Raw genomic sequence first — 25,361 nt, 5'->3', positions numbered from 1 at the left:
CCTACGTTGTCTTACCACACTCGATGCATTTCCGAGAGCATAGCACCGCCAGCCCTACGTGCAACCTTGCCGCGTTCAACGTTCAACGTTCGCAGGTAACACCCCTCGCCTCTTGCCTCTCACCCCTCGCCTCTTGCCTCTAGCCTCTCGCCTCTCGCCTCTCGCCTCCCACCTCTCACCTCTCGCCTCTCGCCTCTCACCTCTCGCCTCTCGCCTCTCGCCTCTCGCCTCTTGCCTCTCGCCTCTTGCCTCCCACCTCTCGCCTCACGCCTCTCACCTCTCGCCTCTTGCCTCTCGCCTCACGCCTCTCACCTCTCGCCTCTTGCCTCTCGCCTCACGCCTCCCACCTCTCGCCTCACGCCTCCCACCTCTCGCCTCTTGCCTCACGCCTCTCACCTCACGCCTCTCACCTCACGCCTCTTGCCTCACGCCTCTCACCTCACGCCTCTTGCCTCTCGCCTCTTGCCTCACGCCTCTCGCCTCTCCCACGATAGCGGCCATTTGACCACAAGAGAAGGTTGCAATCTTTGGCGTTTTATGTAAGAATAGTATACGACGACGAATGAGAAGCCATACCCTTTCCGCATTCCAGGTCCCGACGCAACGCCGAGCCGTCCATAAGCGATGCCAGGACCGGTATCGCAGAGAGAACGCCAGGAGCAGACATCCGACCCTGACGCTTTTTGGGAGATTCACGGCGCCGCGTCGACATACAACACGCTGATCGTTCGTCGGTTTGCGCCATGACACAGGGATACACCTTTGCCCGCCAGCATACTGCGCCAGAAGTCCTGGTGGCGCCAGTTTGGTCGCAGCGTCGCCTCGATGATGAGTGAACGCGGATAACCCAACGTCGGATCATACTCGGCGCGGACGTGGATATGCGTTTCACACGCACACCCGCTCGCGCCGCACACCGGCGTGATGGTTCCGTCGCCTTCGGCGACAAGAAACAACGTTTCGATCGTGCGCGCGCGGAGATTGCAACTGTCGCGGTAGCTGCCGGTGATCTGTCCCTGACGCACCACGGCGTCGTAGGTGCAGTCGCCATCCTCCACCACCAGGCGGTAGTCGCGGAATGGACGTTGCTCCCATAAGGCGCGCGCACGCTCGAGGTCGCGCTGTCTGGTTCGTCGTTCCTGTTCGCCGGCGCCGGTCCAGACGCCTAGCGCAAGGCACGACAACAGGAGCAGCGCCAGACCTGCGAGATATGGGATGAGCCACCTTGTCGTTATCATACATAGCAGTGTATCGCAAAAGTTACAGACAGGTGAAGAGTTCTTTCCATACGATAGATAGTTCTTTCCTGCATGCCGCAGTGCGCATCGGTACGATCTGCAAGGATTTCCGTGAAGTCGGGTACAAGCATGTACCACGCGGTACGTTGTGAGGAGGAGCCTGCAATGACCACTCTGGATGTCGAGACGCTCGATATGGTTCTGTCGACGCTGCGCGAATACGCCGACCGGAAACTGACGCCCGAATATCTCCGCCATCTCGACCACAATGACGAATTCCCGGCTGAAGTGCTGAAAGACCTGTACGATCCCAACAAACTGGGCATTCACCTGCTGTTCATCCCCGAAGAGTACGGCGGTTTGGGCGGCGGGGCATACGATATTTACCGCGTGTCGGAAGCGATGGCTGCCATTGATCTCGGCATTGCAACCGGCGTCCTGGCAACATTCCTCGGCACCGATCCGATTACCGTCGGCGGCACCGAAGAGCAGAAGAAATACTGGATGGGGCGTATCGCTGAGGAAGGGTTGCTCGTGGCGTATGGCGCCACCGAGCCGCAGGCCGGCTCCGACCTGGCGACCCTGACGACCAAAGCTGTGCCGGTGGTCGAAGATGGCAAGGTGATCGGGTACAAGATCAGCGGGCGCAAGCAGTGGATCTCGAACGGCGGCGTTGCCAAGATCTATACGATCCTGGCGAATGCGCCCGGCGGCATCTCCTGGTTCATCGTTGAGCACGATGCACCCGGTTTCACCAAAGGCAAACCGGAGGATAAGCACGGCATTCGCGCCTCGAATACGGCTGCGCTCTTCCTCGACGAGGTCTTCGTTCCTGCTGACCGGCTGGTGGGCGGTGAGGAAGGCAAAGGACTGGCGCAGGCGGCGGCGGTCTTTGGCTATACCCGCCTGATGGTTGGGTCGTTTGGTCTCGGCGCTGGATGGGAAGCAATGCGTCGCGCCATTTGCTATGCGCAAACACGCATTCAGGGTGGAAAGCCGCTCAGCCAGCAGCAGGGGCTGACCCATAAACTGATCGTGCCCAATGTCGCCCGCCTCGAAGCGGCGCGCCACTATATCGAGTGGGTTGCCGAGACGATCGATGGCGGCAATGATCAGCAGCAGACCGAAGGCGCCGTGGCGAAGTATATGGCGACTGAAGCCGGCAATAAGGCCGCCGAAGATGCCATTCAGGTCCACGGCGGCTATGGTTACACCAAAGAGTACATGGTCGAGAAGATCAAGCGCGATGTGCGCATCACCTGCATTTATGAGGGCACATCCGAGATTATGGAGTGGACAATCGCCCGCGACCGCTGGCAGTTCCACCTGAAAACGAAGGGGGCGTACTACCACGATTGGGCGGCGCGCGTCGAACAGGTGCATCAGCGCGAACCGAACAATGGCGCGAATGTCGCAGCGCTGGCGATGCACGCGCTGGCGAATATCCTGGAACGCGCGCGCATCGACCGCCTGACGCGCAATCAGCATATTCTGTTCCGCCTCGGCGAACTGATCGCATGGGCGGAAACGGCCGCGATCTTTAGCGAGCGGGTGAGCAGCAAACCAACTGTCGCCGCCGGTCTCGATCTTCCGACCGAACAGGCGCTGGCGCGGATTTTCGCGCGCATGGCCGCCTACAAGGTCGCAACCGATGGACTCGCCTGGCTGATTGGCGCCGGTCAGACCGACCCGAATCTGGCGAATACGCTCAACCTGCCCGCCATCTTTGCTGCACAGGCGGGGCAGATCGCAGATATGGACTTTGTCGCGGCGAAACTGGTCGAGGCATTCCCGGCAGCCTGAAAGGGGGACAGCGATGAGTGACTCTGCAGAACGGGCGATTGCGATTGTCGGGGTGGGCGCGATCCTTCCCGATGCCCCCAACGCGCCCGCCTTCTGGACCAATATTCTGAACAAACGCTATAGCATTACTGAGACGCCGCCCGAGCGCTGGAGCATCGCGGATTACTATGATCCAGATCCTTCCGCGCCGGATAAGACCTACTCGAAGATCGGCGGATGGGTGCGCGGGTTTAGCTTCGACTGGAAACGCTTCAAGATCCCGCCGCGCGTTGCCGCTGCTATGGATCAGGGGCAGCAGTGGGCGGTCACGATTGCCGCCGAAACGCTCGCTGACTATGGATACCCTGAGCGTCCTCTCGATACTGATCGCACGGGCGTCATCCTGGGAACGGCGATGGGTGGCGAGTTGCACTACATCACCCATCAGCGCGTCGTGTTTCCTGAGTATGTCCACCTGCTCGAGCGCACCGACGCCTGGCGACGGTTGCCCCGGGAGGTGCAGGAGGCGCTGATCGCGCAGTGGCACGCCGAACTCGACCACGCCCTCCCGCCGGTGACTGAAGATACGATGCCCGGCGAGTTGCCGAATATCGTGTCGGGGCGCGTGGCGAATGTGCTCAACCTGCGCGGTCCAAACTTCATTACCGACGCTGCCTGCGCCTCGACGCTTGCCGCCATTGATGCAGCGTGCGAGCAACTGATCCAGCATCAGTGCGATGCTGTGGTCAGCGGCGGCGTGGACCGCAATATGGGCGCCAGTACGTTCGTGAAGTTCTGTAAGATCGGCGCGCTCTCCGCCACCGGGACGCGACCGTTCGGCGATGGCGCCGATGGCTTCGTGATGGGTGAGGGGGCCGCCGCTTTCCTGCTCAAGCGCCTCGCTGACGCGGAACGCGACGGCGACCGCATCTATGCGGTTATCCGCGGCGTCGGCGGTTCGTCGGACGGCAAGGGCAAAGGCATTACCGCGCCCAACCCGATCGGGCAGATCCTCGCTGTCGAGCGCGCCTGGCAGGATGCAGGGCTTGACCCTGCGACCGCAACGCTCGTCGAGGCGCACGGCACCAGCACGCGCGTCGGCGATGTCGTCGAGGTCGAAAGCCTGTCGTCCTGCTTCGGCAAAGCCGAGCGCGGCAGTATCGGGCTTGGCTCGGTCAAGAGCAATATCGGACACCTGAAGGCGGGCGCGGGTGCGGCTGGCTTGCTGAAGGCGGTGATGGCGATCCACCACAAGATTCTGCCGCCAACCCTGAACTGTGAAAAGCCCAACCCGAATATCAACTTTGGCGCCACGCCGTTCTACCTGCTCACCGAGGCGCGCGAGTGGGAGCGCCGCGGCAATACGCCGCGCCGCGCCGGCGTCAGCGCCTATGGCTTCGGCGGAACCAATTTCCATATCGTTCTGGAAGAATATATTCCCGGCATGATCCGCACCGAGCCGAAGGTGTACGCCGGCGCCGCCGTGCCACAGGCGAGCGCATCCGGCAGCGCAACCGTCGCTATGAGCGCAGCGGCGTCTACGGTTTCGGCCAGCACGCCGCCGCCCGCCGGGCCGCGTCTGCGTTCCGACAAACAGCCGCTGCGCGGCATTCTGGCAATCGGTGCATCGACGCCAAAGGAACTCAAAGATAAGATCGATGCGTTCTTCCAGAAGGTCGAGAGTGGTTGGACGCCGCCAATCGAGCCGCCCGATCCGAAGGAACTGGCGCAGCCAGAGCGTGTGGTTATCGATTTCGGCAACCACGACGAATTGCTCGATCGCTTGAAGAAAGCGCAAAAGGCGGCAGGCTTCGACAACCCCGCCGCCTGGAAGGCGTTGCAGGCGCAGGGGGTCTTCCGCGGCAGCGGTCCGAAGCCGGGCAAGATCGCCTTCCTCTTCCCCGGTCAGGGCAGCCAGTATGTCAATATGGGACGAGAACTGCTCAGTGAACCGGCGTTCGCCGAGGTGATCAAAGAGAGCGATGCGGTGATGACGCCAATCCTGGGCAGGCCGCTCACCAGCTATATCTACATCGATGCGAACGACCCCGCTGCGCTCAAGAAGGCGGAACACGACCTGATGCAGACGGCGATCACGCAACCGGCGATGTTGACGCTCGATGCAGCGCTCTGCCGCCTGCTCAAAGAATATGGCTGCGAGCCGGATATGGTGATGGGGCACTCGCTCGGCGAGTATGCCGCGCTGAACGCCGCCGGCATCATGCCGTTCGCCGAGGCGCTCGAAGCCTCAGCCGCGCGCGGCGCTGAGATGAGCAAGGTCAAAGTCGATGACAATGGCTGGATGGCGGCGGTGATGGCCCCTCTCGATGTGGTGTTGAGCACCCTCAACGAGATCGATGGGTATGTCATCCCAGCCAATATCAACTCGTACAATCAGGTGGTGATTGGCGGCGCCAGCAAGGCGGTCGAAAAGGCGATCGAGGTCTTCACCCAGAAGGGGTATCAGGCGCAGCGCATCCCGGTCAGCCACGCCTTCCATACCCGCATCGTCGCACCGGCATCCGGTCCGCTGCGCAAACAGCTCGACCGCTTCCACATCGCGCCGCCGCGCATTACGATGGTTGCGAATGTGACCGGTGAACTCTACCCGACGACGGTCGAGGAGATCAAGGATATTCTCGAAAAGCAGATTGCATCGCCGGTGCAGTGGGTCAAAGGGGTCGAAACCCTCTACCGCGAAGGGGCGCGCTGCTTCGTCGAAGTCGGTCCGAAGAAGGCGCTCAAGGGGTTCGTGGACGATGTCATCGGCAACAAGCCCGATGTCGTGTCGCTCTTTACGAACCATCCGAAGACCGGTACGATCCAGAGTTTCAACCAGGCGCTCTGTGGCCTGTACGCTGCGGGGTATGGTCTTGCCGAGGAAACGGCAGCCGTTCAGACCAGTACAACGACTGCTGCAACGGCGGTCGCGCCTGCGCCTGTTGCTGCCAGCGCCCCGGCGCCGCACCCGGTTCCCGCGAGCGTCCCGGCGCCTGCACCCGCCGCTGCCAGCCTTCCTGCTGTTCCGCAGGCTGCCGCTGGCGCTTCTGTAAGCCAGACTGTCGAAGAGGCGACTATGGTCAACGGTATTCCGCTCGATGCGCTTGGGAAACTGCTCACCCAGGCGCTGCAAGGGGCGCAAACGACGCAGCGCCTGGCATCCGGCGCGCCGGTGTACGACCGCAACCTGCCGCCAACCGGCTCGGTCGTCATCTCCGGCACCGGTCTCGGTCTGCCCGGCGCCGAAAAGCCAGTGATGGACGAACAGAATGCGCTGCGCATCCTGCACGGCGAACAGTTTATCGATCTTATCCCGGAGCGCTTCCGCCGCCAGATGCTGGCGCACAACATCACGCGCGTCGTGAAGAGCGAAGATGGCAGCGGCAGTTTCGAGACCCTCACCGATCCCGATGAGGTCATCCGTCTTGCCGGGCGCCCCGGACCATTCAATCTGTCTGAGGAGTATGGCGTGCCCGCCAAACTGGTCGAGGCGCTTGACTCGACGACGCAGATGGCGATGGCTGCGGGCCTTGATGCTCTGCGCGAGGCGGGCATTCCGCTGGTGCAGACCTACCGCCGCACGACGACCGGCAAGGACCTGCCGGATCGCTGGATGCTGCCCGAAGCGCTGCGCGACGAAACCGGCGTAATCTTCGCGTCGGCGTTCCCGGGGCTGGATCGCATCGCCGAGGAGTTCGAGCGCTACTACACCTACGAGCACCGCCGCGAACAACTGGAAGCGCTCGAGGCGCTGCGCCAGGTGACGACCGACCCCGCAACCCTGGCGGAGATCGTCCGGCGCATCGGCGAACTGCGCGATCAGATGGAGCGCGACCCCTACGTCTTCGACCGGCGCTTCCTCTTCCGCATCCTGGCGATGGGGCATAGCCAGTTTGCCGAGTACATCGGCGCGCGCGGTCCCAACACTCACGTCAACGCAGCGTGCGCAGCCACCACTCAGGCAATCGCCATTGCGGAAGACTGGATCCGCACCGGTCGCTGCCGCCGCGTCCTGGTGATTGCCGCCGACAATGTCACCAGCGACCATTTGCTGGGGTGGATCGGCGCAGGCTTCCTGGCGACCGGCGCCGCCGCAACCGATGACCGTGTCGAAGAAGCGGCGCTGCCCTTCGACCGCCGCCGCCACGGGATGATTCTCGGTATGGGCGCATGTGCGCTGGTTGTCGAGAGCGAAGATGCCGTACGCGAACGCGGCATGCGCGGCATTGTCGAGGTGCTTAGCAGCGAAACGGCAAACAGCGCCTTCCACGGCACGCGCCTCGATGTCGAGCATATTTCGGGTGTGATGAACAGCCTGATGACCGCCGCCGAACGGCGCTTCGGCATCGACCGCCGGACTATCGCGCCGCACCTGGTTTTCGTGTCACACGAGACATTCACCCCAGCACGCGGCGGCAGCGCCTCGGCGGAGGTCGTCGCCCTGCGCAAGACCTTCGGCGAAGCCGCCAGTCAGGTGATCGTCGCCAATACCAAGGGTTTCACCGGGCACCCGATGGGGGTTGGCGTCGAGGACGTGATCGCGGTCAAGATCCTCGAACACGGCATTGTGCCGCCCGTTCCGAACTACAAGGAGGTCGATCCCGATCTTGGTACGCTCAACCTGAGCCGCGGCGGGCGCTACCTGGTGCAGTATGCGCTGCACCTGGCGGCTGGCTTCGGTTCGCAGATTTCGATGACCCTGCTGCGTCGCGTTCCCGGCAGTATCGATCGCGTCGACAACCGCGCCCGCTACGATTACTGGCTCGACCAGGTGAGCGGGCACGACCACGCCGAAACCGAGGTGGTGAAGCGGGTGCTGCGCGTCAAAGCGCAGGGCGCGCCAACCCGCCGTCCCGCGCCGAGTGCGTGGGTCCCCGGCACCGGTCCAACAATGCGCGCCGCTGCACCAGGCGATGGCGTTGCGTTCGCACCAACCGCGATCCAGTACGCGCCCGCGCCGCAACCTGTACCGGTGACGCCACCGCCTGCGCCTGTTGCGCCACCGCCGCCTGCGCCTGCACCGGTTGCGCCAGCGCCAACCAACGGCAAACCGGTTGCTGCACCGCCCGCGCCTGCACCAGTCGCTGCAACACCCGCGCCCGCGCCTGCACCGGTTGCGCCGCCGCCTGCACCGGTTGCAGCGGCGCCCGCGCCTGCACCAGTTGCGCCAGCCGCACCGGCGCCCGCAACCGATGGCGTCACCGAGAAAGTGTTGCAGATCGTCGCCGAGAAGACCGGCTACCCGCCGGAGATGCTCGACCTCGACCTCGACCTGGAAGCCGACCTGGGGGTCGATACGGTCAAACAGGCGGAGACGTTCGTGGCAGTGCGCGAGGCGTTCGATATCCCGCGGGTCGAAAATCTGCGCCTGCGCGACTTCCCGACCCTGCGCGACGTGGTTGGCTTCGTCTACACGCAGAAGCCGGAGCTCAAGCCATCCGCCGCGCCAGCCGCACCTGCACCGGCAGCCGCCGCACTGCCTGCACCGGCGGTTGCGCCAGCCGCGCCCGCACCGGCGGTCGCTGCACCGCCTGCGCCTGCCGTTGACACGGTCGCCGCAAAAGTGCTTGGGGTCGTCGCCGAGAAGACCGGCTACCCGCCCGAGATGCTCGACCTCGACCTCGACCTGGAAGCCGATCTGGGGGTCGATACCGTCAAGCAGGCGGAGACGTTCGCCGCCATCCGCGAGGCGTTCGGCATCGAGCGGATCGAGAACCTGAAACTGCGCGACTATCCGACCCTGCGCCACGTCATCGACTTCGTCTATGACCACCGGCCCGATCTCAAGCCGTCGGCGGCGCCTGCACCGGTGGCGGCGCCGGTACTCGCAGCAGCGCCTGCGGCGGCGCCTGCCCCTGCCGCGCCTGAAACGGCAGCGGATCCAGTGTCGGCAAAAGTGCTCGGGGTTGTCGCCGAGAAAACCGGCTACCCGCCGGAGATGCTCGACCTCGACCTCGACCTGGAAGCCGATCTGGGGGTCGATACCGTCAAGCAGGCGGAGACGTTCGCCGCCATCCGCGAGGCGTTCGGCATTGAGCGCATCGAGAACTTGAAACTGCGCGACTATCCGACCCTGCGCCACGTGATCAACTTTGTCTACGAACATCGGCCCGACCTTAAGGCGCCGGCAGCGCCCACACCGGCGCTCGCGCCAGCGGTTGCAGCGCCAGCGGTCGCCGCGCCAGCGCCGGCAATGGCGGTCGCCGCGCCTGTGGCAGCCGCCGCACCAGCCGCGCCTGCGTCAGAAGTGGCGCTGGGCGCCGACCCGGTGACCGAGCGGGTGCTGGGGGTCGTCGCCGAGAAGACTGGCTACCCGCCGGAGATGCTTGAACTCGACCTCGACCTGGAGGCCGACCTGGGCGTGGACACAGTCAAGCAGGCGGAGACGTTCGCCGCCATCCGTGAGGCATTCGGCATCGAACGGATCGAGAACCTGAAACTGCGCGACTATCCGACCCTGCGCCACGTGATCAACTTTGTCTACGACCACCGGCCCGACCTCAAGCCGTCGGCAGCGCCTGCGGCGGCGCCTGCACCCGCACCGTCAGCAGCGCCTGCGACGCCCGCACCGGCGCCTGCGGCAGACGTGGTGACCGAGCGCGTGCTCGCGGTGGTGGCTGAGAAGACCGGCTACCCGCCGGAGATGCTCGAACTCGACCTCGATCTGGAGGCCGATCTGGGCGTGGACACGGTCAAGCAGGCGGAGACGTTCGCCGCGATCCGTGAGGCGTTCGGCATCGAGCGCGTCGAGGACCTGAAACTGCGCGACTATCCGACCCTGCGCCACGTGATCAACTTCGTCTATGATCGCCGGCCTGATCTCAAACCCGGTGAAGGAGCGGCAGCGACACCGGCGACCGGGATTGTCGCGGCTGCAACGCCGACGACGACCGCGCCTGCACCCGCAGCGCAACCGTCGGTCACACTCGCGCCGGTCGAGGATGCCGACAAGGTTCCGCGGCGCGTCGTCGTTCCGGCGTTGCGCCCGGCGATCGACCTGTGCAAGCCGACCGGCGTTACGCTCGATGGCAACACCCGTGTGGTGGTGATGATGGACCGCGGCGGCGTGGGCAAGGCGCTGCTCAACCGCCTGGAGAAGCGTGGCGTCGGCACGCTGGTCATCGAGGAGCCGCCATCCGCCGAAGAACTGGAGCAGCGGCTCAAAGGGTGGCTGGCGGAAGGACCGATCCACGGCGTCTACTGGCTGCCAGCGCTCGATGTCGAACCGGCGATCGAGGATATGGACCTGGCGACCTGGCGCGAATTGAACCGGGTGCGGGTCAAGAACCTCTACCTGACGTTGCGCACGCTGTACGACACACTCGTCGGACCGGGCACGTTCCTGGTTTCGGCGACACGGCTCGGCGGGTTGCACGGCTACGGACCGGAAGGCGCATCCGCGCCGCTTGGCGGCGCCGTCGTCGGTTGTACCAAGTCGTACAAGCGCGAGCGGCAGGATATCCTGGTCAAGGCGGTTGACTTCGAGCCAGGGCGCAGGACGGCCGAACCGGCAGACCTGCTGATCGCCGAGACCCTCTTCGACCCCGGCGTCGTCGAGGTCGGGTATCGCGGCAACCTGCGCTCCACCGTCACCTTCGAGGAGCGTCCGGCTGCCGACGGCACGCCCGGTATGACCCTTGGAAAGGACACGGTGTTTGTCGTCACCGGCGCAGCAGGCGGTATCACGTCCGCCATCACCGCCGACCTGGCGGCGGCGTCGGGCGGTGTCTTCTACCTGCTCGACCTGACGCCGAAGCCGAACCCGGACGACCCGAACATTGCGCTGTTCCGCCAGGACAAAGAGGCGCTCAAGCGCAAATTGATCGACGACTTCCGCGCAGCGGGCGAGCGCCCGACGCCGGTGATGATCGACCGCAAGATTCTGGCGATCGAACGTGAAGAGGCGGCGTTGCGCGCCATCGAAGCGGTTCAGGCTGCTGGCGGCACGGCGCACTACTTCAGCGTCAACCTGCTCGACGGTCCCGGCGTGGTGGCGGTCATCGCCGATGTGCGCGAGCGCTATGGGCGGATCGACGTGCTGCTGCACGCCGGCGGCATCGAGATCTCCAAGGCGCTGCCCGATAAGGAGCCGAAGGAGTTCGACCTGGTGTTCGACATCAAGGCGGACGGCTACTTCAGCATCCTGAACGCCGCGAAGGGCATGCCGATCGGCGCAACGGTGGTCTTCAGTTCAGTCGCCGGTCGCTTCGGCAACAGTGGCCAGTCGGACTACTCATCCGCCAACGACCTGCTCTGCAAAGTGACGAGCAGCATGCGCACCTGGCGGCCGGAGACACGCGGCATTGCCATCGACTGGACAGCCTGGGGCGGCATCGGGATGGCGACGCGCGGTTCTATTCCGAAGATTATGGAGATGGCAGGCATCGACATGCTGCCGCCAGAAGCGGGTATCCCGACTATTCGCCGTGAACTGACGAAGAGCGCTTTCCGCGGCGAGATCGTCGTCGGGCAGCGGCTTGGCATCCTGGCAGCGGAGTTTGATGAAACCGGCGGTCTCGACCCGTCGAAGGTCGATACCGGCGGGCGCCTGATGATCGGGAGCGTCAAAGCCTTCAAGTCGTACGGCGGCATTGAGGTGGAGACGACCCTGGATCCGAAGGAGCAGCCGTTCCTCTACGACCATCAGATCGACGGGGTGCCGGTGCTGCCCGGCGTGATGGGAACCGAGGCGTTCGCCGAGCTGGCAACGCTCCTCGCGCCTGGCTTCCGCGTCGCGTCGATCAGCGAGCAGTTCAGCAGCCCGTTCAAGTTCCATCGCAACCAGCCGCGCACACTCTACCTGAGCGCGACGATCCACCCGGCGGGCAACGGGACGCTCGTGGCGAAAACAACGCTGCGCGGCATGGTGCAACCGCGACCCGAACTGCCGCCGCGCTTCGATACCCATTTCGTCGGAGAGGTCTATCTCACGGCGGCGCCGGTCGAAGAGCGGAAGATCGACTTCGTGCCGCCATCAGCCGAGGCGCTCGACATCGACCAGGAGCGCATCTACCGGGTCTACTTCCACGGACCGGCGTACCAGGTGATGGAGCGCATCGGCGTTATGGGCGACCGGGCAGTGGCGCTGATGGGGGACGGTCTCCCGCCAAACAGCGCACCGGACGCGCCGATGCTGATCGCGCCGCGGCTGATCGAACTCTGCTTCCAGGCGGCAGGAATGTGGGAGATGGTCACCCAAAGGGCAATGGCATTGCCTGCCGCCATCGGAAGCGTCACCATCCACCGGCAGCCGGAGCGCGCAGAAGGGCGCCGCCTCTACGCGCTCGTCACTGCCATCGACGACGGAGCGTCGTATGACGTGCAGGTGGTCGATACCGACGGCAACGTCTATGTCGATCTGCGCGGTTACCGCACCTCGCGGTTGCCGGGCGAAGTCACCGTGTAATCTTATCCTGTGCGAGGCGTCGGGCGTTTTCTCCGCCTTGCCTGACGCCTCGCCGTTCGGATTGTCGTTCTATGATGTACTGGCTGACTCAGACGCTCGCCGATCACCCTGCACTTGCCTGCGCTGAACCCCCTGAAGGGTTGTTGAGCAGCGCCGAGGAAGCGCGTTTTCGGACACTGACCCGTGAAAAGCGCCGCCGCGACTGGCTGCTCGGACGCTGGACGGCAAAGCATCTGGCGGCATTCTACCTCGAACAGGTTATCGGACGACGTCCCGCACTGAGCGACATCGCCATCCTTGCTGACCCGGATGGCGCGCCGCGCCTCCAGAGTCAGAATGGCTACGCATCCCTTGTGGATCGATTGACTATCTCGATCAGCCACAGCCGCGACCATGCCTTCTGCGCGTTGATCGCTGCGCCGGGATATGCGCCAGGCGTCGATATCGAACATGTCGAACCGCGCACTCCCGGATTTGTGACCGATTTCTTTACCGATGCGGAAATCGCACGGTTGCATCACGCGCCGCCATCGGCGCAACCGTTGTTGACGACTGTCATCTGGAGCGCAAAGGAAGCTGCGCTCAAGGCGCTACGCCGCGGACTGACGGTCGATACGCGCCAGATTGTCTGCCTGCCGGGCGAACCGACTGCCGACGGATGGGCGCCGCTGATTGTCCGATGCCACCCCGACCTGAATGCAGCCGTTCATCATGGATGGTGGCGGCAAATGGGCGAATTTGTCCTGACCCTCGCAGTTGGACCCTCGATCAATGCAGCGGGTTCCATGGTAGAAGCACGACGGATTGGAGATGGAGTTTCCCCATGACGAGTATGCAGGAGTATATCGAGAAACTACGCCAGCGCAAAGCAATCGCGCGAGGCACAGCGCAAGACGCCGACGCGCAACACAAGAAAGGGCGTCTGACGGCGCGTGAGCGCGTCGATCTGCTCTTCGACCCGGGTACGTTCGAAGAGATCGACACCCTGGTGTTGCCGCGCTATGAGGTGTACCCCGGCGGCAAGCGCTCCCGGTACGGCGATGGCGTTGTGACCGGTTTCGGCTTGATCAACGGGCGCCGCGCTTTCGTTGCAGCACAGGACGCTTCAGTGATGGGCGGTTCACTCGGCGAAATGCACGCCAACAAAATCGTCAAGGCGATGCACATGGCGCTGAAGTATGGCTGTCCCTTCATCGCCATCAACGACTCCGGCGGCGCACGCATTCAGGAAGGGGTCGATAGCCTGGGCGGATATGCGCGCATCTTCGATGCGAACTGTGAAGCTTCAGGGGTCATCCCGCAACTCTCGCTCATTATGGGACCATGCGCCGGTGGCGCGGTCTATTCCCCGGCGCTGACCGACTTCATCTTCATGACCGAGAACGCCTACATGTTCATCACCGGTCCCGAAGTCGTGCGCGCCGTCATGCAGGAAGAGGTCACCCAGGATCAACTTGGCGGCGGACGCATCCACGCTGAAGAGAGCGGCGTCAGCCACTTCCTGGCGCGCGACGACCAGGAGTGCCTGGCAATGGCGCGCGAACTGCTCAGTTACCTGCCGCTCAACAACCAGGACGACCCGCCCTATGTCCGTCCAGTGGACGATCCTGAACGGCGCTGCCCCGAGCTCGAAGAGATCGTGCCCGTCGACCCGACCAAACCCTACGACGTGCGCCAGGTGATCAGCAACATTCTCGACGATGGGCGGTTCTTCGAGGTGCACGCACTCTGGGCGCAGAACATGGTTGTCGGGTTCGGCAGGCTCAATGGCTACGTCGTCGGCATTGTCGCCAACCAGCCGATGGTGCTGGCGGGCTGCATCGACATCAAGGCGTCGATCAAGGCGGCGCATTTCATTCGCATCTGCGACACGTACAATGTGCCGATCATCACGTTGCAGGACGTTCCTGGCTTTCTGCCCGGCACAAACCAGGAATACGGCGGCATCATCCGCAACGGTGCGCGCATGATCTACGCCTATTCCGAAGCGGTTGTACCCAAACTGATGATCATTCTGCGCAAGAGTTACGGCGGCGCCTACTGCGTGATGAGCAGCAAGGGATTGCGCGGCGACCTGTTGTACGCCTGGCCCAACGCCGAACTTGCCGTGATGGGCGCGGCTGGCGCAGTGAACATCCTCTACCGCAATGAGGTCAAGAGCGCGCCTGACCCGGAAGCAAAGCGGCGCGAACTGGTCGAAGAATATCAGGAACGCTTCAATAACCCGTATGTTGCCGCAGCCCGCGGGTTGATCGACGACGTGATCGAGCCGCGCGACTCGCGTCGGGTGTTGATCAAGGCGCTGGAAGTCACCCTGTCGAAGCGCGAACGCCACGTGCCGCGCAAGCATGGCATCTCGCCATCCTGAGAGGAGTCCCATGTTTCGCACAATTCTTGTAGCCAACCGGGGTGAGATTGCGGTTCGCATCATCCGCACCTGCCGCGACATGGGCATCCGAACGGTGGCGCTCTACGACGACTCTGACCTCAGTTCGCTCCATGTGCGTCTGGCAGATGAGAGCGTGCGACTGAGTTCAGGCGCGCTCTACCACGATGCAGCGGCGCTTGTTCAGATTGCGCGCGATTGCGGCGCCGATGCGATCCATCCCGGCTACGGCTTCCTTGCCGAGCACGCTGAGTTTGCACGTGCATGCGAGGAGGTCGGCATCGTCTTTATTGGTCCGTCGAGTACGGCGCTGGAAAAGGTTTGCGACAAAATCGCAACCCTCGAAGCTGTGCGCGCTGTCGGCATCGCCGTCCCGCGCCACTCGTCACGCGCCTATCATGCATCGGAATGGGATGCGTTGCGTGATGCAGCGGAGCGACACGGTTACCCGCTGATGCTCAAGTCGTACAGCGGCGGGCGCAGCCAGGGCATGCATCTGGTGCGCGAACCGACGCAATTGGAGAGTATAGCGCAGCATGCGCACTCGGCGGCGCTGACTGCGTTTGGCGATGATCGTCTCTATCTGGAAGAAGCCTTCCTTCCTGCGCGCTACCTGGAAGTGCAGATCGTCGGCGACCGACACGGCAATCTCGTCCACCTGGGAGAGCGTGATGGGACGGTCCAGCATAATCACCGCAAGATGGTCGAAGAGTCGCCGGCGCCCTACCTGACCGATGCGCAACGGAAAGAACTCTGGCGGCAGGCGCTGGCGATCGGGCGCCTGCTGGGATGCGCCGGCGCCTGCACCGTCGAATTCGTGCTCGACGCTCAGGGGCGCTTCTTTTTCACCGAAGTCAAGGCGCGCATTCAGGTCGAGCATCCGATCACCGAAATGTGCACCGGCATTGATCTGGTGCGCACCCAGATACAGGTTGCCGCCGGTGAGCCGCTCGGTTTTTCACAGGACGACGTCACGCTGCGCGGATGCGCTATTCAGGTGCGCGTGAATGCCGAGGACCCCTGGAACCATTATCTGCCAAGCCCGGGGCGCCTGCGCCGTTTCCGTTTTCCGGGCGGACCAGGGCTGCGCGTCGATACTTATGCCTATAGCGGCTGCGACGTTCCGGTGCGCTACGACCCGCTGCTGGCGAAGGTCATCGCCTGGGACGACACGCGCGCCGGCGCGCTGGGTCGTTTGCGCCGCGCCGTCGCCGATTTTGCGATCAGCGGCGTACAGACGAACCTGTCACTGATCCAGCGCATTCTGAACGATCCCGAATTCGCTGCCGGCACGTATGACTCGGAGTTCGCCCGACGACCACTGCTAGGCGTAGAGGTTCCTCCCGAACACCTCCGCAATCTGGCGATTGCAGCGGCGCTGGCATATATCCGGCGCGGCATCGACTCGAGCGGCGTCCTGCCGGACCGCGCCGGTTCCGGATGGCACCGCGACTCGCGCAAACTGCCACAGTAGAGGGAAGAGCGATGAGCAAACTGAGCATTACCATCGATGGACGCACCTTTGTGGTCGAAGCTCCGCCGCTGCGCCGGATGACCAGCGCGATCACAGTACGGGTCGACGGGCAAACGGTCAATGTGCTGGCGCCGGACATGGGCAGCCCCGAACTCCTTGACTGGCTCATCGTCGACGGGCGACCGTATGAACTGGTGGTCGATCCAAACCTGCGCTGGATGCGCTCGCGCTTCGGTCTGCACCAGATCGAGGTGCGCGACCTGGAAGCCACGGTTGCACGACCGGCGAGCGGCGACGGCCGGATCAAGGCGCCAATTCCGGGGCTGATCACGCGCGTGCTCGTCAGCCCCGGCGAAGCGGTCGAACTCGGGCAGCCGCTGCTGGTGCTGGAAGCAATGAAGATGGAGAACGAAATCCGTGCACCGCGCTCCGGTCGCGTCGCGCAGATCCACGTCGCACCCGGACAGAGCGTCACCCTTGGCGTTGTGGTGGCGGAGGTGGAGTAAGGGGAGAGGCGAGAGGCAAGGGGCGAAGGGGTTGCGGGTTGAAGGTGGCAAGGTTGCACGGTGCACATTGCACATTGCACGCACAAACGTAGGGGCGACCCGGCGGATCGCCCTCATTCCCGCGTCGAAATCGCTGGCAGGGGCGTCCCCTCTGGATGCCCGACTGCGGGATCGTCATCGGCGGGGCGCCCCTGGTGGGCGCCCGATAGTAGGGGCGTGCCGCCGATACGCCTACCAGGGGGGCGTGCCGCTTCATTCTCACAGACCGGAATTATCACAAATGTGCTGATGTCTGGATGTGGAGACTCCTATGTCAGCACAACCCTACCATCCTATACTAACTTGCGGTCAGTCAGACAAAATGTTCGAGCGCCGGTTCGCAAGGCATCACAATCCACACTGCGCGTTAGCGTTCGTGGACACGCAGGACTGCGCCTCGGCGTCAGCAGCCCCAACGAGGCTCGCACGTGCGGTGCGCGCCGTCGAACCGCAGGCGGTGAGCATAGTCGAACTGCGTCCTCAGCGAGGGCTTTTGCCCGCAGCGCTCCGGCGGTATTGTACGAATGATCGCACGTTACTATTATGACCCCCGAAGAATACCTTGCCTTCGAGGAACAAAGCAGCAACAGGCATGAGTACTATGGGGGCCGGATTATGGCGCTGACTGGAGGCAATCAGGCGCATTCGATCATTTGCAGCAACCTCAACGCGCTGCTCCACACCCAGTTGCGCAAACGACCATGCGTGATCTATACCAGCGATATGAACATCCGGGCGGATCAACCGCGAAAATATATGTACCCCGATGTTGCAGTAGTTTGTGGCGAGTCGCAGTTTGAAGACGCAACTCGACGAGTCTTGCTCAATCCTGCGGTCATTATCGAAGTGCTATCAGAGAGCGCGGAGCAATATGATCGAGGCAAAAAGTTCCAATACTATCGGAGTATCGAAACCGTCCAGGAGTACATCCTGGCGGCTTCGGATGCACAACATATCGATCACTATCGGCGACAATCCGAAAATCTCCGGGTGTTGACTTCGATGGATGGCAACGATGGCGTACTGGAGTTGCCGACGATTGAGTGCCGGTTGCATCTTGCAGAGGTCTACGAAAAAGTCCCGTTTGACATCGAAGACAATACCGCCTGAGATTGACTACTCCAGATACCCCTGCAACCGTGCGCCGACGCCGGGACGACGCAGCAGACGCAGCGCGTCGGCTTCGATCTGCCGGGTGCGCTCGCGAGTGATGCCAAATGTCGAACCGATCTCCTCGAGCGTCCGGCGGCGGCCATCGGTCAGACCATACCGCAACTGCAACACTGCCCGTTCGCGGTCAGGCAGTTCCATCAACGCCTGTTCCAGGTCATGCTGCAGCATGCGCTGCGTGGCAATCTCCATCGGAGCGTCGGCGCCGTCGTCTGCCAGGAGTTCGCTGATCTGACCCTCACCGTCATTCGTAATCGGCTGTTCCAGCGAAATCGGTTGGGCAGACGCTTGCAGCAGCGCCTTCACCTTGCGCTCCGGCATGCCAACCGCTTCGGCAATCTCCGCAATCGTCGGCTCGCGCTCCAGCGATTGCTCGAGACGCCGCGCAACGCGCCGCACCTGAGCAATGATGTCGCTCAGGTGTACCGGCAGCCGGATCAGACGGCTCTGTTCGGCGATGGCGCGTGTGATCGCCTGGCGAATCCACCACGTCGCATAGGTCGAGAAACGGTTGCCTTTGCTGGCATCGAACTTCTCGACAGCGCGCATCAGACCGATATTCCCCTCTTGAACCAGGTCCATAAACGAGAGCGGTCCGCCAATATACTTCTTGGCAATGCTGACGACCAGGCGCAGGTTCGCCTGGATCAGGCAGCGGCGCGCCTCCTCTGCTTGCAAGACGCGCCGTTCGAGCAGCAGACGCTCGCCAACCGAATCGAAACGCTGCGTCTTCAACCGCTCCTGCGCCTCACGACCGACGGTGATATCGTTTGCCAGCGCAACCTCTTCTGCCGCGCTCAACAGACTGACCTGCCCGATTTCACGCAGGTACATCTGTGTTGAATTATCGAGTGTTTCGCCGGACGATGCTCGCTTTACACCAACATCGACGATGTCGGTCTGCCAGAAGATGTCACTTTCAGGATCGGCATCCTGATCCAGCGCCTGGGTGCGGAGGCGAGAGGTTCGGTCCTGATTCATCGGGGTGCTCCGGAACTGCACATTATCTCTTCCATGTGCATTATGTTACGAATCGATGCGCCAAACAGATCTCAGATCAACAAAGATTTTTTACAGCAAAGCAACGTTTGGCGACACGCCCGCCTGCCGCCTGTCAATCAATGCGGATTGTCCCAGCGCCGCCGCCAGCGACTGCCCGCGTCCCCAGGCATAGGTCGGCACACGCAGTTCCGCTAGGCGCATACGCACCAGTTCGTTGCTGCGCCCACCGCCGAACGATTGCGCATCGATCAGCACCGCAACGATGCGCACACCCCGATAGAGCAAATGCTGTACCCCTGTGACCCACCGCTCGTCTGGCGATGGAGTAATGACCACCAGCGTGCAGTTACGCCCGAAACGCGCGCTTTCGGCGCTCAGCGCCTCTGCCAGCGACGCGGATCCATACGCGCGCAGTTCTGCCAGCGCCTCCAGGATTTTGTACAGTTGCCGCGCTTCGCGCTCGGGCGGAATGACTTCGCGGCGCTGCCCCCAGGCGATCAACCCCACAGCGCGGTTGTGATCGAGCGCATGACGCGCAATCGATGCCGCAGCATGCACCGCATATTCTTCAGTCGACTCGGCAGTCCGCCGGCTCCGTCTGCTCGATGTTCCTTCCGCAGGCCACCAAGCCTGCTGCACATACTCGTGCATGTCGAGCACGACATACACCTCGGCGGTCGGATCGAGTTCGAACTCTTTTACAATCAACCTGCCGAGACGCGCTGTGCTCCGCCAGTGAATGCGGTTGAAACTGTCACCTGGTTGATAGTCGCGAATGGCGGCGACATTCGGGGTGACGTGATGCGCCCGTCGTCTGAGGTCCTGACCACCGGGCAGTTCTGCGCCAGGCAGCACGAACCCCGGCAGCGCAACAGTGCGCGGGTAGACCAGGATCTCGTTGTCACCTGCGATGTCGCGCTGAAGACGAAACAGGCCCAGCAGATCGCTGCTCGCCAGCGTCACCGGACCCAAACGAAACTTCCCGCGCATGGTGCAGGGGGTTCGGATAACCTGGCGTCGCTGTTCGTAACCCGGCAGATAGACGACGAAACCGGCGCCGTGCTCCGGCAGGTTCGAGCGGTCGATCACCTCAATCCAGAGTTTGGGCAGGAACCAGTGGTTGACCAGCGTCACACGCTCACGCACCACATCCCCGACCTGCGCGCGGTGGATGAAGACCTCGCGCCGCACGCTCAGACCACGCAGATTGAGCCACGCCCACAGGTATGCGACAATGACGATGCCAATCAGCAGATAACTCAGGTGGAAAAACAGTTCGTTCCCCGTGCCCTGCGCCGCTGTAAAGAGCAACAACGCGAGCAGAACGAGACCGAAGGGGCGCGCATAGTGCATGTCGCGGTCACTTTCCGATACAGAACCGGCTGAAGATGGCGTGCAACAGATCGTCGCCGACCGCCTCGCCGGTCACCTCGCCGATGGCATTGATTGCGGCAGTCAGATCTACTGCCAGCAGATCGGGCGATACGCCTCTGCGGAAACTGTCGAGCGCATCGCGTGCATGGCCGGCAGCACGCGCGAGTGCATCGCGGTGCCGTGCGTTCGTCACCAGACGGCCATCGGCGAGTGGCGTCTCACCGAGTAACAGCCGCACGATGGTTGCGCCAAGCGCATCCAGCCCCTGTCCGGTCAACGCTGAGACTGCCACGGTTGCATCGAAGGGTGTGCCACGCAGGTGTTCATATGCGCATTGCAGTGACGCGACACATTCCTGCACCGCATCGGCGCCGTTGATCATGTCGATCTTGTTGACCGTCAGAATCGTGCGCCTGCCTCTGGTCAACGCCACAATCGCGCGGTTATCATCGGCAGGGCGAGTCAATCCATCAACCACCAGCAGCAGCATGTCTGCCAGCGCCACTGCCCGCCGGCTTCGCTCTACGCCGAGGCGTTCGATCGGATCGGCGCTTTCAACAATCCCGGCGGTGTCTGTCAACACCACCGGTACGCCTCCCAGATTGGCGGTTTCTTCCAGCGTGTCGCGCGTTGTGCCGGGAATCGGCGTCACAATCGCTCGATCAATCCGCAACAGTGCATTCAGCAGGCTCGACTTGCCGGCATTCGGGCGACCGACCAGCGTGGCGCGCGCCCCCTGGCGGTAGACAATTCCCTGCTCTGCTGTAGCGACCAGTGCATCGAGCGCCTGAACCGCCGCCGTCAGGGGCGTCTCGACATCCTGTGGTTCGACATCATCTTCGGGAAAATCGACCAGCGCCGTGCAGTATGCGAGCGGGTCCATCAGCAGGTTGCGAATGCGGTGCAACTCGTGGGACAGCCACCCGCCCAACTGCGCTTCAGCCAGCGCCAGCGCTGCTGTGGTGCGCGCCGTAATGATGTCGAGCGTCGCTTCAGCCTGCGTCAGATCGATCCGTCCATTCAAGAAGGCGCGCATGGTGAACTCACCAGGATTGGCGGCGCGCGCCCCTGCTGCCAGCGCCTGTTGTAACACCTGCTCAGCGACCAGTGGACCGCCGTGCACCGAGATTTCGGCGGCATCTTCGGCGGTGAAACTGCGTGGACCGCGCATAAAGACGGCGAGCGCCTCGTCCACGCGGGCGCCGGTGCGATCAACTACATGCCCGTAGCGCATCCGGTAGGACTTCCAGCGACCAGGGCGCGCCGGTACAAAGATACGCTCCAGGATGGGCAATGCATCCTTGCCGCTGATGCGCACAATAGCAATTCCGCCTTCGCCGGGAGGCGTGGCAATGGCCGCGATGGTGTCGTCGTACATCATACGCGATGAATATTGTACCAGACGCAGCCGTGATTGCCCCCACGCCCTGTTACCACACACAATCAGGGCTGAACCGGCGGCGGTTCGGGTTGCGGTTCAGGGGGCGGTGATTCAGGCGTTGGCGGTTCGGGCGTCGGCTGTGGACGTGGCGTTGGCCGTGGGCGCGGCGTCGGCTGTGGGCGCGGCGTCGCCGATGGCGTCGATGTCGGTTCTGACGTGACAGTTGGTTCCGGCGTCGGGCTTGGCGTGAGGGTCATCGTTGGCGTCGGGCTTGGTGTTACCATCGGCGTGGATGTCGCTGTGGGCGAGAAGGTTGGCGTTGGTGTCGGCGTCGGTGTTGCAGTGGGCGGTGAAAACAACGCGCGCGCGCGATTGCCGAGCGCAGCCACGCCTGCCGGATCGATCACCAGGATGCCGCCAACTCCAACGACCAGCGCCAGCACGACGACGGCTGCCCATATCCACCAGGGCGTTGCAGAACGCGGCAGAAACGAGCCGCCCAGCGCGGGTAACGGTTCAACGGGTGCGCTGTAGTGCCGCTGGCGATACTCCTCGATGGCATTCGCCACATTCAGTCCGAGATATGAGGCATATGTCTTCACCATCGCCTCAGTCATTGAACCGTGCGGCAGCAAGGAGAACTTTTCCTCCTCCATCGCCTGGATGTACGACATCCGGATTTTGGTGTCGAGTTCGGCTTGCACCAGCGTAATGCGGCGCCGTTGACGTGCGGCGCGCAGGCGGGCGCCAAGCGGCAATTGCTCCAGATCGTTTGCCCGCAACTCATCGACAGCCATCGGTGTGTGATCGGCGATCAAGCTGCGTTCTTCGGTGTGGGGGATGAAAACCGGCTCCTCTTCTTCTTCTGCAGAGGAGCGCTTGCGGCGCAGGCGTTCTGTGGACGATGTCGGAGACGGTTGTCGCTCAGGAAGTTCCGACGCACTGGACCCGTGGTCCGCTGCCGCGTCGAGTATTTCGTTATCGTCACCCAGATCGATGACTCGCGAGACAACATCAGACGACTCTGAGCGCGACTCGGACGCCGGCTGCCCGGCAGCGGGCGTATCGGGCAGAGCAGCGGCATGGTTGCCAGATCGCAACCGCAGGTGTGTGCGCAGACGCGCCAGTAATTCGCCAGTGCGAAACGGCTTCGTGAGATGATCAATGGCGCCGGCGTCAAATCCGCGGACAACGTCTTCTTCGAGACCATCGCCGCTCATCACGATGGTCGGCACGCGCTTTGCCAGGCGCGGGAGAAATTCCCACCCGGCGCGACGATCAACGGCAGGCTCCAAAAGCGCCAGATCGACTATTGCCCTTGAAAGCGCCTGTTCCGCCTGACGTACACTGGTCGCCTGAACGGTCTCGAAACCGGACTCTTTCAGTTGCGTCGCCAGCCGCGCCAGCAACACCACGTCATCATCAACGATCAGAATAGTCGGAACGTTCATAAGAAATTGACATTTCTTCTAACGGCGCGTTATTATAGCATGACTTCACTGCAAAAAGATGGAACCACGAAACCACGAAGGTCACGAAGGGACACACAGGAAAGGCGCTTCATGTTTCTTCCCCTTCGTGCGCTTCGGGTCCCTGGTGGTTAAGCCTTTGTGCCGTGGACTCATAGCACGGACCGCATCGACTCCGTAAGGAAAAAACGCATGACGACTCGCGTTGTCTGTTACGGGCTTGGCCCGATTGGCATCGGCATTGCTCGCCTGGCTTGTATGCGCCCTGGCATTCAGGTGGTCGGCGCGATCGACATCGATCCGCACAAGGCAGGACATGACCTTGGCGCACTGTTGGGGCGCGACGCAATTGGTGTTTCCATCAGCGCCGATGCTGCTGCAACGTTGAGCCGGGTACGGCCTGATGTCGTGCTGCACGCCACCCAATCGTCGCTGGTCGCCGTGGCGCCGCAACTCCAGGAATGCATCGCTGCCGGAGCGGATGTCATTTCGACGTGTGAGGAACTCGCCTACCCGTGGAGCGCGCAGCCGCAACTTGCAGCAGACCTCGACGCCGCTGCGCGTGTGGCCGGCGTGACGCTGCTCGGCGCAGGGGTGAACCCCGGCTATGCAATGGATGCGCTGCCGGTTATGCTGACGGCGGTGTGCGCTGAGGTGCGCGCAGTTCGCGTCGTGCGCATTGTGGATGCTGCGCAACGGCGTGGTCCTTTACAGCGCAAGATCGGCGCCGGTTTGACGCCGGACGAGTTTGCGCAGCGTGTGCGCGAGGGCGCTGTACGTCACGTCGGGTTGCCTGAGTCGCTGCACATGATTGCTGCTGCGCTGGGATGGCAACTCGATGCCGGGGACGACACGGTTATGCCAATTCTTGCAGAGCGCGCCGTAGCGACAGATCACGTTGCAGTGGAAGCCGGGCAGGTCGCCGGCGTGCATCAGATTGCGCGCGGCTATATTGGCGAGCGCGAAGTCATCACGCTCAATCTGCGCATGTATATTGGCGCACCAGACCCGCAGGACACTGTCGAGATCGACGGCGACCCGCCGCTGCGGATGACGATTGCTGGCGGCATTCATGGCGATAGTGCAACCGCCGCTATCGTGGTTAATGCCATTGCCAGCATACGGAAAGCAGAACGCGGATTGCTGAGCATGACCGACATACCACTCGTTCATTACTGGTAAGACGCTACCCGGCATCCGCCCGACGCTCGCCCCACGCCTTGCCTACTGGCGGGGTCATGAGCAACCAGATTTCGAGCAGACCCAGCAACGTAAGGAAACCGAGCAACGTTCCTGCCACTGCCTGATAGTCGGTTGCATCCGGGTGCAACGCCCAGCGCCAGAGCAATGTCGCCATCACGATGGCGCCGGTGACGGAAAGGGGAAAGAACAGGTTCATCGGGCGATAGCGAAAAAAGACCCCGAGGTGACGGAGGTGTTCCGGCAGCAAGCCGGCATGAAAATTGCGCGCCCCCAGAAAGATGTTGATCTTGGCTGCCAGGTGCATGAGCCAGAGCAGCAGATACGTCCACAACCCCATTATATTCGGTGCATCCCAACTGAACGCTGCCAGGACCCCGACGCCTGCCAGCGCCGCAATCTCGTGGTGCAGGCTCGCATGCACTGCCTGCCCAAAGCGCACGATATCGCTCGGATGCCAGACGAACGGCTTCTCACGCGGTCCGGTCACGAAGCCCATATAGAACCCGGCAAGTTGCCATCCCCACACCAGCGTCCCGCAGGTAAACCCCAGATACGCCCCCCATATACCGGTATCATCGCGCACCAGCCAGATGCCGGCGAGTGATCCGAGCGCAACCAGCGTGATAGCGGCGAAACTCAGGCGGTAGGTGTGCTGCGGCAGGCGATAGAGCAGAATGATGATGGCGGTCGAAACCCACCAGAGCGCTAATGCGTAGAGCAGCGGCGCGAGGTGGCGGATAAGCATGGGAGAGATGTCAGGCATGTGAAGAACCAAGAACTGAGAACCAAGAACCGAGGACATGAGGGAGGCTAAAGGTTAGGGGTTGGTGATCGGGGGTGGTGCGTTCAACGCTCAACCTTCCACCTTCAACTCCCTCGCGCCTCGCGCCTCGCGTCTCGCGCCTCTCGCCTCTCGCCTCGCGCCTCGCGT

Annotated in this window: 14 protein-coding genes; 8 read left to right on the top strand and 6 right to left on the bottom strand. The window is 62.9% G+C overall.

Annotated elements, in window-relative coordinates; all coding sequences use genetic code 11:
- Positions 1-692: 692 nt before the first annotated feature.
- The gene (locus AC3EA7_RS18565) at positions 693-1,238 is read right to left on the bottom strand and encodes a hypothetical protein (RefSeq protein ID WP_488615562.1); all 546 of its coding nucleotides are present in this window, start codon (positions 1,236-1,238) and stop codon (positions 693-695) included.
- 165 nt (positions 1,239-1,403) lie between these two features.
- Between AC3EA7_RS18565 and AC3EA7_RS18560 the strand changes: the two genes are divergently transcribed.
- The 7 genes from AC3EA7_RS18560 to AC3EA7_RS18530 all read left to right on the top strand — a co-directional run bounded on the left by AC3EA7_RS18560 (position 1,404) and on the right by AC3EA7_RS18530 (position 17,941).
- Positions 1,404-3,041 (top strand): acyl-CoA dehydrogenase family protein, encoded by a 1,638-nt coding sequence (locus tag AC3EA7_RS18560; RefSeq protein WP_488615561.1) that lies wholly within the window; start codon positions 1,404-1,406, stop codon positions 3,039-3,041.
- A gap of 13 nt (positions 3,042-3,054) precedes the next feature.
- Positions 3,055-12,426, top strand: coding sequence for an SDR family NAD(P)-dependent oxidoreductase (locus tag AC3EA7_RS18555; RefSeq protein ID WP_488615560.1), 9,372 nt, complete (start codon positions 3,055-3,057; stop codon positions 12,424-12,426).
- Positions 12,427-12,497: 71 nt separating this feature from the next.
- Entirely contained in the window at positions 12,498-13,253 is a 756-nt protein-coding gene (locus AC3EA7_RS18550; protein ID WP_488615559.1) for a 4'-phosphopantetheinyl transferase family protein, read from the top strand.
- Positions 13,250-14,794 carry an acyl-CoA carboxylase subunit beta gene (locus tag AC3EA7_RS18545; protein WP_488615558.1) on the top strand — a complete coding sequence of 515 codons (1,545 nt, stop codon included), beginning with the start codon at positions 13,250-13,252 and terminating at the stop codon, positions 14,792-14,794. Before AC3EA7_RS18550 ends, AC3EA7_RS18545 begins: the two co-directional genes overlap by 4 nt.
- Positions 14,795-14,804: 10 nt before the next feature.
- Complete coding sequence (locus tag AC3EA7_RS18540) at positions 14,805-16,286, top strand: acetyl-CoA carboxylase biotin carboxylase subunit (RefSeq protein ID WP_488615557.1); 1,482 nt, start codon at positions 14,805-14,807, stop codon at positions 16,284-16,286.
- Positions 16,287-16,297: 11 nt separating this feature from the next.
- Positions 16,298-16,792: a biotin/lipoyl-containing protein gene (locus AC3EA7_RS18535; protein WP_488615556.1), complete on the top strand. Its 495-nt coding sequence runs from the start codon at positions 16,298-16,300 to the stop codon at positions 16,790-16,792.
- Between the two features lie 582 nt (positions 16,793-17,374).
- Positions 17,375-17,941, top strand: coding sequence for a Uma2 family endonuclease (locus tag AC3EA7_RS18530; RefSeq protein ID WP_488615555.1), 567 nt, complete (start codon positions 17,375-17,377; stop codon positions 17,939-17,941).
- Positions 17,942-17,947: 6 nt separating this feature from the next.
- On the opposite strand, the gene AC3EA7_RS18525 is transcribed toward AC3EA7_RS18530, so the two are convergent.
- From AC3EA7_RS18525 to AC3EA7_RS18510, 4 genes are all read right to left on the bottom strand, one after another.
- On the bottom strand, positions 17,948-18,982 hold the full coding sequence (locus AC3EA7_RS18525; RefSeq protein ID WP_488615554.1) for a sigma-70 family RNA polymerase sigma factor: 1,035 nt from the start codon (positions 18,980-18,982) through the stop codon (positions 17,948-17,950).
- A gap of 90 nt (positions 18,983-19,072) precedes the next feature.
- Positions 19,073-20,356 carry a DUF58 domain-containing protein gene (locus AC3EA7_RS18520; RefSeq protein WP_488615553.1) on the bottom strand — a complete coding sequence of 428 codons (1,284 nt, stop codon included), beginning with the start codon at positions 20,354-20,356 and terminating at the stop codon, positions 19,073-19,075.
- A 7-nt stretch (positions 20,357-20,363) separates the two neighbouring features.
- Positions 20,364-21,758: a tRNA uridine-5-carboxymethylaminomethyl(34) synthesis GTPase MnmE gene (gene mnmE / locus AC3EA7_RS18515; RefSeq protein WP_488615552.1), complete on the bottom strand. Its 1,395-nt coding sequence runs from the start codon at positions 21,756-21,758 to the stop codon at positions 20,364-20,366.
- Positions 21,759-21,820: 62 nt separating this feature from the next.
- Entirely contained in the window at positions 21,821-23,209 is a 1,389-nt protein-coding gene (locus AC3EA7_RS18510; RefSeq protein WP_488615551.1) for a response regulator, read from the bottom strand.
- A 210-nt stretch (positions 23,210-23,419) separates the two neighbouring features.
- Here AC3EA7_RS18510 and AC3EA7_RS18505 point away from each other — a divergent pair, with 210 nt between their 5' ends.
- Positions 23,420-24,409: an NAD(P)H-dependent amine dehydrogenase family protein gene (locus AC3EA7_RS18505; protein ID WP_488615550.1), complete on the top strand. Its 990-nt coding sequence runs from the start codon at positions 23,420-23,422 to the stop codon at positions 24,407-24,409.
- A 4-nt stretch (positions 24,410-24,413) separates the two neighbouring features.
- Here the strand turns inward: AC3EA7_RS18505 and puhE are convergent, their stop codons facing one another.
- Complete coding sequence (puhE, locus tag AC3EA7_RS18500) at positions 24,414-25,193, bottom strand: putative photosynthetic complex assembly protein PuhE (protein WP_488615549.1); 780 nt, start codon at positions 25,191-25,193, stop codon at positions 24,414-24,416.
- Positions 25,194-25,361: the final 168 nt, after the last annotated feature.

The sequence above is a fragment of the Roseiflexus sp. genome (genome assembly GCF_057785375.1).
This window is presented reverse-complemented; position numbering and strand designations above follow the sequence as displayed.